The following is a 10,842-nucleotide window of genomic DNA, read 5'->3' as shown; positions in this document are numbered from 1 at the left end:
GTTCCCCCCGCAGTCGCGCAGGGCGGATCTGCGCCTGGTCGCCAGGACACCGTCGCGGTCGACCGCCCGGCCGAGGAGCAGCCGGCCGACGCCGGCATCGGTGGGCTGTTCGGCCGGGGCGAGCCGGAGACGCCGCCCCGGTCGCCGCAGACGCTGGTGATGCCGCATCAGGGATCGGCCGCGCCGCAGCAGGCTCCCCAGCCGCAGGCCGCTCCGCCGCTCTTCTGGGACTCCGACGGGGCGGAGAAGGAGCCGAGGCGGCCCGGCCGCGGCAGGACCGTGCTCCTGGCCGTCGCGGCCGTCCTGATCTTCTTCCTGGCCGGGTTCGGTGTCTGGTTCGCGCTGGCGGACCGGACCGAGGGCGGCGGCAACGCCGCGCCGTCGGATTCGACGCCGGACGCCGGGTCGGGCGGGCCGGAGATCGGCAGCGTGCAGGAGGTCGGCGGGGTGAGCTACACCCTCGAGGCGGCCGGGGTGGAGGAGACCTGCGCCGACCACGCTTACGGGCGGACGGCGGCCCATTTCGCTGACGAGACCGAGTGCACCGGTCTCGCCCGGGCGCTGTACTCGGCGCAGGTGGGCGGCCTCGACGTCGTCGTCTCCGTCGCCCGGGTGCGCATGCCGGACACGGCCGCGGCGCGTGAGCTGCGTGGCCTCACCGACACCTCCGGCACCGGCAACGTCAACGATCTGCTGAAGGACGGCGTGACCTACCCGGGCGGTCCTGCGGAGCTCTCCGGCGCCGAGTACGCGAGCGCGGTGTCCGGTCCGACGGTGACCATCGTCGAGAGCGCCTGGGTGGACCCGGACGCGGGCGGGACCGACGCCGAGATCGACCAGATCGCCACCAGCGGCCTGTCCCTGGCGACCCCGCCCGTCCCCGGGGCCTGACCTCACCGGTCGCGGAGGCGGGCCCGGCTAACCTTCGGCCGTGGATGCTCCGGTGCTCCCTCGAGCCGCCTCGGCCGACCCCGACGTTCCGGCGCGGAACGCTGCCGCGCACGCCGCCCTCGTGGCCGATCTGGCCGAGCAGTTGCGCACGGTGGCGCTGGGCGGCGGTGACCGAGCCCGCGAGCGGCACGTCTCGCGGGGCAAGCTGCTGCCGCGGGAGCGCGTCGACGCGCTGCTGGACCCGGGCAGCCCGTTCCTGGAGCTCTCGCCGCTGGCTGCGCACGGCCTGTACGACGGCGAGGCGCCGGCCGCGGGGATCATCACGGGCATCGGCCGGGTGAGCGGGCGCGAGTGCGTCGTCGTCGCCAACGACGCCACGGTCAAGGGCGGCACCTACTACCCGATGACGGTGAAGAAGCACCTGCGGGCGCAGGAGGTGGCGCTGCACAACCGGCTGCCCTGCATCTACCTGGTCGACTCGGGTGGTGCCTTCCTGCCGATGCAGGACGAGGTCTTCCCCGATCGCGAGCACTTCGGCCGGATCTTCTTCAACCAGGCGACGATGTCCAAGGCCGGCATCCCGCAGATCGCCGCCGTCCTCGGCTCGTGCACCGCCGGCGGCGCGTACGTGCCGGCGATGAGCGACGAGGCCGTGATCGTCCGCGACCAGGGCACGATCTTCCTGGGTGGGCCGCCGCTGGTGAAGGCCGCGACCGGCGAGGTGGTCACCGCCGAGGACCTGGGCGGGGGAGACCTGCACTCGCGGATCAGCGGAGTGACCGACCACCTGGCCGACGACGACGCGCACGCGCTGCAGATCGTCCGGCAGATCGTGTCCACCCTCGGTCCGCGCGAGGCCCGACCGTGGGACGTCGAGCCGGTCGAGGAACCCGCGTACCCGCCGGCGTCGGTGACCGAGGTCGTTCCGCCGGACCCGCGCACGCCCTACGACATCCGCGAGGTGATCGCCCGGCTGGTCGACGGTTCGCGGTTCGCCGAGTTCAAACCGCTGTACGGGCCGACGCTGGTCACCGGGTTCGCGCGGCTGCACGGGCATCCCGTGGGGATCATCGCGAACAACGGCGTGCTGTTCTCCGAGTCGGCGCTCAAGGGCGCGCACTTCATCGAACTGTGCGACCGGCGCAAGATCCCGCTGCTGTTCCTGCAGAACATCTCCGGGTTCATGGTCGGCCGCGACTACGAGGCCGGTGGCATCGCCAAGCACGGCGCGAAGATGGTCACCGCCGTCGCCTGCGCCCGGGTACCCAAGCTGACCGTCGTCATCGGTGGCTCGTTCGGCGCCGGCAACTACTCGATGTGCGGCCGGGCGTACTCGCCCCGCTTCCTGTTCACCTGGCCCAACGCCCGCATCTCGGTGATGGGTGGCGAGCAGGCGGCGTCGGTGCTGGCCACCGTCCGCCGCGACGGGCTCGAGGCCCGCGGCGAGGAGTGGCCGGCGGAGGACGAAGAGGCGTTCAAGGCGCCGATCCGCGAGCAGTACGAGCAGCAGGGACACCCGTACTACGCGACCGCTCGCCTCTGGGACGACGGCGTGATCGACCCCGCGGACACCCGCACGGTCCTCGGCCTGGCCCTGTCCGCCTGCGCCAACGCGCCCCTCGAGGAGGTCGGCTATGGCGTCTTCCGCATGTGACCCCGCCCCCCACGGACTTTCGGCGCCGAAAGTCCCCGGGCTGGCCGGGACTTTCGGCGCCGGAAGTCCGGAAGGGGCGGTGGCGTAGGTGTTCGAGACCGTGCTCGTGGCGAACCGGGGCGAGATCGCCGTCCGGGTGATCCGCACGCTCCGCGAAATGGGCATCCGCTCGGTCGCCGTCTTCAGCGACGCCGACGCCGGCGCGCTGCACACCCGGCTGGCCGACGTCGCCGTTCCGATCGGCCCGGCGCCGGCCGCGCAGAGCTACCTGTCGATCGACCGCGTGCTGGCGGCGGCGGCGCGGACCGGCGCCCAGGCGATCCACCCGGGCTACGGCTTCCTGTCCGAGAACGTCGACTTCGCCCGCGCGTGCGACGAGGCCGGGATCGTGTTCATCGGTCCGCCGGTGTCGGCCATCGAGGCCATGGCCGACAAGATCCGCGCCAAGCAGACCGTGATGGCCGCCGGGGTGCCGGTCGTGCCCGGGCGCACCGAGCCGGGCATGACCGATGCCCAGGTCACCGACGCCGCCGTCGCCGTGGGGTTCCCCGCCTTGCTCAAGCCCAGCGCCGGCGGTGGTGGCAAGGGCATGCGGGTGGTGCGGTCCAAGGACGAGTTGCCCGAGGCGATCGCTGCGGCCCGCCGCGAGGCGAAGGGCTCGTTCGGCGACGACACGCTGCTGGTGGAGCGCTACGTCGGCAACTCCCGGCACATCGAGGTGCAGGTGCTCGGCGACGCCCACGGCACCGTCATCCACCTCGGCGAGCGCGAGTGCAGCCTGCAGCGCCGTCACCAGAAGGTGATCGAGGAGGCGCCCTCGCCGCTGCTGGACACCTCGATGCGCGCGTCGATGGGCCGGGCGGCGGTCGAGGCGGCCAAGGCGGTCGGGTACACCGGCGCGGGCACGGTGGAGTTCATCGTCGACGCCGACCGGCCGCGCGACTTCTTCTTCCTCGAGATGAACACCCGGCTGCAGGTCGAGCACCCGGTGACCGAGGTGATCACCGGCGTGGACCTGGTCGAGCAGCAGATCCGCATCGCCGCGGGCGGTCGGCTGCCGATCGACCAGAGCGACGTCTCCCTGGACGGGCACGCCATCGAGGCGCGCCTCTACGCCGAGGACCCGTCCCGAGGCTTCCTGCCGCAGGCCGGCACGGTCCTCGGGCTGGTGGAGCCCGACGGGCCCGGCATCCGCGTGGACAGCTCGCTGGCCGTCGGCACCGTCGTCGGCACCGACTACGACCCGATGCTGGCGAAGGTGATCGCGTGGGCGCCGACCCGCGAGACCGCCCGCGCCCGGCTCGTGGCCGCGCTCGAGCGCACCGCCGTCCTCGGGGTGACCACGAACGCGACGTTCCTGCGGGCGCTGCTGCGTGACGACGACGTTGTCGCCGGGCGCCTCGACACCGGGCTGATCGAGCGCCGGGGGGAGTCGCTCACTCTGCCCGAACCGCCGCCCCCCGAGGTGTACGCGGCCGCGGCGCTGGCGCTGCTCGTGGAGTCCGAGCCCGCGGGCCCCGTCGTCGACCGGTGGGACGTACCCGACGGCTGGCGGCTGGGCGAGCCCGCCTGGACGGTGCGCCGGCTGCAGGCGGCCGGCGGCGACCCGGTGACCGTGCGGGTGCGGAACCGATCGGCCGACGCAGAGGTCGCGGTCGGCGACGGCGAGCCGCTGCGGGCGAGTGCGGTCGGCGACGGCGAGCAGCTCCGCGTCACCCTCGACGGCCAGACCTCCTCCTACGTCGTCGTCCACACCGGGGGCACGGTCTGGCTCGCACTCGGTGGGCACGTCGTCGGGCTGCGCGAGCAGGAGCGGCTGGCGTCCTCGGCCGCCGGTACCGGCGGGGACGGCGTGGTGACCTCGCCGATGCCCGGCACGGTCACCGTGGTGCAGGTCGCCGTCGGGGACGAGGTGGCGGCGGGAACCCCGCTGCTGGTCGTCGAGGCGATGAAGATGGAGCACGTGCTGACCGCGCCCGTCGCGGGAACGGTCGCCGAGCTCGGTGTGACAGCGGGCCAGACGGTCACGCTGGACGAGCGGCTGGCCGTGGTGACCCCGGCGGCGGCCGCTCAGGAGAAGGAGGACTGATGCTCGACTACCGGCTCGACGCCGAGACCGAGGCCCTGCGGAAGACCGTGCAGGAGTTCGCCCGCGAGGTCATCGCCCCGCAGATCGGCGAGTTCTACGAGCGCGACGAGTTCCCGACGCAGATCGTGCGGCAGATGGGCGAGCTCGGCTTGTTCGGGCTGCCCTTCCCCGAGGAGTACGGCGGCGGGGGCGGCACCTACTTCGACCTGTGCGTGGTGCTCGAGGAGCTGGCGCGGGTCGACTCGTCGATGGCGATCACGGTGGAGGCCGGCGTCTCGCTGGGTGCGATGCCGATCTACCGGTTCGGCACCGAGGCGCAGAAGCGCGAGTGGCTGCCGCGCCTGTGCACCGGCGAGATGCTGGGCGCCTTCGGTCTGACCGAGCCCGGCGGCGGCTCGGACGCGGGCGCGACCCGCACCACCGCGCGCCTGGAGGACGGCTCCTGGGTCATCAACGGCTCGAAGGCGTTCATCACCAACTCCGGCACCGACCTCACGGGGCTGGTGACGGTCACCGCGGTCACCGGCACGCGGCCCGACGGCGGCAAGGAGATCTCGGCGATCATCGTGCCGTCGGGCACTCCGGGCTTCACCGTGGGCCAGCGGTACTCGAAGGTCGGCTGGAACGCCTCGGACACCCGCGAGCTCTCGTTCGACGACTGCCGGGTGCCGGAGGAGAACCTGGTGGGGGAGCGAGGGCGCGGCTACGCCCAGTTCCTCTCGATCCTCGACGAAGGGCGGATCGCCATCTCGGCGCTGTCGGTCGGTCTGGCGCAGGGCTGCGTCGACGAGTCGGTGAAGTACGCGGGGCAGCGCGAGGCGTTCGGGCAGCCGATCGGCCGCAACCAGGCGGTCGCGTTCATGATCGCCGACATGGAGGTGCGGGCCTCGACCGCGCGGTTGGCCTACTACCGGGCGGCGGAGAAGATGCTGCGCGGCGAGCCGTTCAAGCGCGAGGCCTCGATCGCCAAGCTGTACAGCTCCGAGGTCGCGATGGACAACGCCCGGTACGCCACCCAGGTGCACGGCGGGTACGGGTTCATGAACGAGTTCCCGGTCGGCCGCTTCTACCGGGACGCGAAGATCCTGGAGATCGGCGAGGGCACCAGCGAGGTGCAGCGCATGCTCATCGCCCGCGACCTCGGCGTCGGCTGAGCGCTCCGAACGACACCGCCGGCCGGACCGGCTGACGCCCTGTACCGGTACGAAAACGGCCGTTGACCTGCGCTTTTGCACCATCCTGGCCGAGAAGTCGACAGCGCCGTTGGCAGGTTCGCACCAGGACGCAGGAGGCGGGTGCGTCGCCTGGGGCTGTCGTGACCCCGCGGCGCGAAACCCCTGGTCAGGTCGCGTGTCGCAGATCTGACGCCCGCCGACCCGACAGGCTGCCCGCGATCAGCGACGAGGGTCGTCGTGAGATCGCGGGAGACGTCATCGTGAAGCAGTCGGCCAGCCCACACCCCTCCCGTGCTCGGTGGCGGTTGTCCGCGCTCGGCTCCCTCGTCGCGATCGCCACGCTGGCGCTCGGCGTGCTCGTGGCCCCGGCGGCAGTGGCGGCCCCGGCGCCTCCAGCCGTGCCGGACCTCGGCTCCGTGCGCGCCCTCGACGTCGACCTCGACGCCCGGGGGAGCGTCCCCGCCGGACTCGACCTCTCCGGTGCGGCCATCCGCTTCTCGTCGCCCGGGTTCACGGGGACCTGCCTGACACAGGAGCTCGGGTGGTGCGACGTCCGCTTCACTGCCGACGACGACGTCAGCGGCAACGGGACGCCGTCCCTCCGGCTGCCCGCCGGCAGGTACACGGTCACCCAGGTCGCATCCATGCCCGTAGCCGGGCTGACGCCTGCACCCGGAACCCTCGCCACGGTCCGCATCTGCGACTGCTGGCACACCGTCTTCGGTGCGCGCCTGTACCCGATCAGCAAGGACCTGGACATCGACAACGTGTCCGAGTACCGGCACACGATCACCGCGCGTGTCGTCGACCAGGCCACCGGAGACCCGGTCAGCAACGCGAGGTTCCGGCTCACCGGTCCAGGCTTCCGCACGTTGCTGTTCGACCGCGACGTGCTCGATGCGGGTGTCGAGCGGACCGACCGCAAGGGTGAGCTGACCTTCGCCACCACGCCGCGCACGCAGATCTTCCGCCCTGGTGCCTGGACGTTGTCGCCCGTCGACAGCTCCTCGAGGTACACCGCCGTGACGCTGGATCTCTCCGTGACCGCGACCGGGGGCAACACCTGGGACGTCGGCACGCTCCTGGTGAGCACGCCCTCGGTTCCGCTGCCACCGGCCACCGGGTCGGCCACCCTGGCCCTGCAGACGACGGGTCCCGTGCCCGAGGGGCTGGACCTGTCGGGCGCCGTGTTCGAGCTGAGCCGCACGGGTTCGGAGATCGTCGCCGGCACGTGCACCACCGGCCCGGCGGGCACCTGCGCGATCGAGGCGGTCCGTGAGGGTGCGACGAGTGCCCGGGGGACGGAGGGGGCGGAGATCGCGCTTCCGGCCGGCACCTACTCCGTGCGTCAGACGGCGGCGCCCACCGGGCTGGCGGTGGCCCAGGAGATCGGCCCGCTGGACCTCTGCACCTCCACCACTCCGACGGCCTGCGTCTCGACGACGACGGTGACCAACGCCTCCGTCTTCCGCACACGGGTGGAGGTGCGCGTCCTCTCCGGGGACGTGCCGGTCCAGGCCCTGGGCGTCACGCTCGCGGGCCCGGGTCACGAGCCGGAGCCGGCCGTCACCGACGAGGAGGGAGCCGCCGCCTGGGACGGCTGGTTCGTGCCGGGGGCGTGGTCGTTCACGGTCGAGGGCGGGAGCGAGCCGGTGTCGCTCACCATGGGGCCGCGGCCGGCGGACGGCGGAGACGCATGGCGCGTGGAGATCACGCTCCCCACCGCCGAGGAGCCGGGTGAGGAGCCGGGCGGGGAGCCGGGCGGGGAGCCGGGTGAGGAGCCGGCCGAGGGGCCTGCCGAGCAGCAGCCGGGCAGCGTGCCCGGCGGCGGTCCCCAGGCCGGGGTCCCGGCACCCACGACCTCCCCGCAGCCGCCCGCCCAGGGGACGCCCTCGGCTGCGCCGGGCGACCCGGCCGAGCCGCGTGCAGCGACGCCGTCGGATGCCGCGTCGGCGGGTGCAGGTGGCGCGCCAGGGGACGGTGCGGCCGGCGCACCGCGCGCCCGCGTCGTCGACCGGAGCGGGACGCCCGTCGAGGAGGAGCAGGACGCCCCGGCGACCCCGGAGTCAGTGTCAGCGCCACCGCCGGCCGACCAGGGCAGCGGTCAGTTGTTCGTCGCCGCGGAGGACGCGCCGGAGCTCGTGACCGAGAGCAGCTCGCAGGTGCTGACCGCGGGGCTGGTGGCCAGCGTCGGCATCCTCTTCGTCGGAGTGGTCGTGGGCGGCTACTCGCTCCTGCGCAGCCGGACGCGTCGTCGCCTCTGATGCCTGCCCGGCGTCGGCCGTCGGTACTCCCGGCGGCCGACGCGGCGCGACCCCGCCCGGCCGTGGACTCAGGGGGCGGGGTAGTCGCCCAGGATCGTCGTGCCGTGCCGCGCGGCGAGTGCCATCAGCCGCTCGGGATCGGCGAGCAGCTCCTCCTCACCCTCGGCCGCCACGGCCTGGAAGAACAGCTCCATGCCCGGCGGCGAGACGAGGGTGAGCATCCGCACCGGATCGTCGTCGAGCCGGCGCAGGGCGTGCGGCCGCCCGCGGGGGACCTGGAGGAAGGTGCCGGGTCCGGCCTCCGTCTCCTCGCCGTCCAGCCACACCGCGACCCGGCCGTGCAGGACGTAGAACGACTCCTCCGCGCTGGTGTGCGCGTGCAGGGGCGTCGTCTCGCCCCAGAACTCCTCCTCGACCAGCCAGTAGGTCCCGGTCTCGGCCTTGGTCGTGTACGTGGAGCCCAGCGCGGTGAGCCGTGCTCCTTCTCCAGCTCCGAGGAACGTCATCAGAACCCCCGTTGCGCATCGGTGCCCTGACCGTGCCGGTGCGTCGCCTGGAGGTCAACGGCTACGCACGCGGGACGTCGTCGTCAGGGCGCTGTCATGCGGGCGAGCTCGGCGGCGAGCGGATCCAGGCCGAGCTGTCCGAGGTCGAGGACGTCCGCGTGCCAGCGCTTGAGGTCGAACTCCGCGCCCATCCGCCGTTGCGCCTCGTCGCGGCAGACCAACAGCAGTCGCTCGCCGACCTTGTACACCGGCGCCTGCCCGGGCCACCCGAGGTAGCGGTGCAGTTCGTCGACCCGCATGGCGTCCTCCATGCTCACGTGCTCGCGGAGGAAGGCCAGGGCGACGTCGTAGGACCAGCGGTCGCTCTCGGCGGCACCGGACGGGATGGGCAGGTCGAGGTGCAGGCCGATGTCCAGGACGACGCGGGCGGCACGGAGCTCCTGCGCGTCCAGCATGCCCAGCCGGTCGCCGGGGTCGTCGAGGAAGCCGAGCTCCTCCATGAGCCGCTCGGCGTAGAGCCCCCAGCCCTCGGCGTTGGCCGAGCACCAGCACAGCAGCCGCTGCCACCGGTTGAGCCGGTCGGCGTTGTGCACCGCCTGCCCGATCTGCAGGTGGTGGCCCGGCACCCCCTCGTGGAAGACGGTCGTGGTCTCGCGCCAGGTGGTCATGTCCTCGACCCCCTCGGGCAGCGACCACCACATCCGGCCCGGCCGGCTGAAGTCCTCGGTGGGGGCCGAGTAGTAGACGCCCTCGCCGGCGGTCGGGGTCAAGCGGCCCTCGAGCCGCCGTACCGGCTCGGGGATGTCGAAGTGGACCCCGTCGAGAGCGGCGATGGCTCGGTCGCCGGTGTCCTGCAGCCACGCCTGCAGCGCGGCGCGGCCGCGAATCATCCGGGCCGGGTCGGCGTCCAGGGCGGCCATCGCGCCGGCGACCCCCTGGCCGGGCGCGATCTCCTCGGCGACCCGGCGCTTCTCGGCGACGATGCGGGCGAGCTCGGCCCAGCCCCACTCGTAGGTCTCGTCGAGGTCCAGGCGGGCGCCGGTGTGGTAGCTCGACTCGAGCAGGTACCGGTCCCGCCCGACCCCGTCGACCGCGGGTGCGGAAGGGAGCAGCACCCGTTCCAGGTGATCGGCGAACCCGTGCAGGGAGCCCGACACCCGTTCGGCCGCGTCGGCCAGGTCGCGGCCGAGCGCGCCGTCCACGGACTCCGGCGCCTGGCCGACGAGGTCGGTGAAGAAGCCGGGCCGGTCAGGCGTGCCGGCCCACTGCCGCGCCCGCTCCGCGGCCAGGCGCACCTGCCGCGCGGCGGAGACGTTCCCGCGGGAGGCCGCGTCGTCCAGTCCGCGTGCGTACCGGAGCAGCGCGGCCGGCATCGCCGCGAGCCGCGCCGCGACGGTGGCCCAGTCCTCCTCCGTCTCGGTGGGCATGAGGTCGAACGTCCCGCGGAACCCCTGCAGCGGGCTGTCGATGGTGTTCAGCTCCGCTTGGGCGTACCCGGCGTCGTACCTGTCGAGCTCGGCGCCGATCCGCTCGAGCATGGCGCTGCGCGCGACCTCGTCGCGGCGGTCGGTGGGTTCCAACGCCTCGACGCGTGCCCGAGTGCTGCGCAGCAGGTCCGCGTGCGACTCGTGCCCCTCGCTGCTGAGGTCGGGCCAGCGGTCGTCGTGCCCGGCGACGCCGATGTAGGTGGCGACCGTCGGCTGGGAGGCGGCATAGCTCTCGACGAACCCGTCGGCCAGCTGGTCGAGCTCGGTGGGCCGATCGGGGAAGGGGTTCATCGACCCCACGCTAACCCCGGGGCTCGTGCCTCAGTCGGCTTCGGGCGCGCGCTGGGGGACGGCGACGCTGAGCAGGACGACGCTGTCCTCGTCGGCGTGCAGGCTGTGCCGCCGGTTCGGGATGGGGCAGATCTGATGCGCCGGGAGGGTCACCGACTCGTCGCCGGCGACCAGGCGCACCTGCCCCCGGATGACCAGGAGGCTCGCGGGGCCGGGGCTCTCGTGCTCGCTCAGCTCGGCGTCCGCCCGCAGCGCGATGACGGTCTGGCGCAGGCCGTCCACCGGGTGCGGGAGCGTGCGTCCCGCCCGGCCGGAATGCTCCGAGGTCGCCTTCTCCAGGAGCTCACCGGCGAGTGCGTGCAGGTCGATGGGGGCATCCGTCGTCATGCACCGACCCTAGGACCCGTGACCGGTGTCCGCTGCGGGTGACGACCGCCGGTGCCCTCGTCGGTGCGACGGAATGTGATCTGTGCCATGGTCGGGCC

The 10,842-nt window shown here is 73.3% G+C and carries 7 protein-coding genes and 1 pseudogene; 5 read left to right on the top strand and 3 right to left on the bottom strand.

Annotated features, from left to right (window positions below):
* From BN344_RS18875 to BN344_RS03745, 5 genes and pseudogenes are all read left to right on the top strand, one after another.
* A pseudogene (locus tag BN344_RS18875) lies at positions 1 to 891 on the top strand (hypothetical protein); the annotation flags it as partial.
* Positions 892 to 943: 52 nt separating this feature from the next.
* A complete protein-coding gene (locus tag BN344_RS03760) occupies positions 944 to 2,545 on the top strand; it encodes a carboxyl transferase domain-containing protein (RefSeq protein WP_269319871.1) in 1,602 nt (533 codons plus the stop codon).
* Between the two features lie 88 nt (positions 2,546 to 2,633).
* Positions 2,634 to 4,634 carry an ATP-binding protein gene (locus BN344_RS03755; RefSeq protein WP_040337037.1) on the top strand — a complete coding sequence of 667 codons (2,001 nt, stop codon included), beginning with the start codon at positions 2,634 to 2,636 and terminating at the stop codon, positions 4,632 to 4,634.
* The gene (locus BN344_RS03750; protein WP_040337036.1) at positions 4,634 to 5,788 is read left to right on the top strand and encodes an acyl-CoA dehydrogenase family protein; all 1,155 of its coding nucleotides are present in this window, start codon (positions 4,634 to 4,636) and stop codon (positions 5,786 to 5,788) included. Before BN344_RS03755 ends, BN344_RS03750 begins: the two co-directional genes overlap by 1 nt.
* A gap of 281 nt (positions 5,789 to 6,069) precedes the next feature.
* Complete coding sequence (locus BN344_RS03745; protein WP_155858737.1) at positions 6,070 to 8,073, top strand: MSCRAMM family protein; 2,004 nt, start codon at positions 6,070 to 6,072, stop codon at positions 8,071 to 8,073.
* Positions 8,074 to 8,141: 68 nt separating this feature from the next.
* Here the strand turns inward: BN344_RS03745 and BN344_RS03740 are convergent, their stop codons facing one another.
* The 3 genes from BN344_RS03740 to BN344_RS03730 form a co-directional block, all read right to left on the bottom strand.
* Positions 8,142 to 8,579, bottom strand: a complete 438-nt coding sequence (locus tag BN344_RS03740; RefSeq protein WP_051515522.1) for a cupin domain-containing protein — start codon at positions 8,577 to 8,579, stop codon at positions 8,142 to 8,144.
* An 83-nt stretch (positions 8,580 to 8,662) separates the two neighbouring features.
* The gene (locus BN344_RS03735) at positions 8,663 to 10,357 is read right to left on the bottom strand and encodes a DUF885 domain-containing protein (protein ID WP_040337034.1); all 1,695 of its coding nucleotides are present in this window, start codon (positions 10,355 to 10,357) and stop codon (positions 8,663 to 8,665) included.
* Between the two features lie 30 nt (positions 10,358 to 10,387).
* Complete coding sequence (locus BN344_RS03730) at positions 10,388 to 10,744, bottom strand: cupin domain-containing protein (RefSeq protein ID WP_040337033.1); 357 nt, start codon at positions 10,742 to 10,744, stop codon at positions 10,388 to 10,390.
* Positions 10,745 to 10,842: the final 98 nt, after the last annotated feature.

It is taken from the genome of Candidatus Blastococcus massiliensis AP3 (assembly GCF_000582785.1).
Lineage (GTDB): Bacteria > Actinomycetota > Actinomycetes > Mycobacteriales > Geodermatophilaceae > Blastococcus > Blastococcus massiliensis.
This window is presented reverse-complemented; position numbering and strand designations above follow the sequence as displayed.

Excerpts from the sequence above, each read along its gene's own strand:
- BN344_RS03750 (WP_040337036.1), top strand. The coding sequence starts at position 4,634 with ATGCTCGACTACCGGCTCGACGCCGAGACCGAGGCCCTGCGGAAGACC.
- BN344_RS03740 (WP_051515522.1), bottom strand. The coding sequence starts at position 8,579 with ATGACGTTCCTCGGAGCTGGAGAAGGAGCACGGCTCACCGCGCTGGGC.
- BN344_RS03735 (WP_040337034.1), bottom strand. The coding sequence starts at position 10,357 with ATGAACCCCTTCCCCGATCGGCCCACCGAGCTCGACCAGCTGGCCGAC.
- BN344_RS03730 (WP_040337033.1), bottom strand. The coding sequence starts at position 10,744 with ATGACGACGGATGCCCCCATCGACCTGCACGCACTCGCCGGTGAGCTC.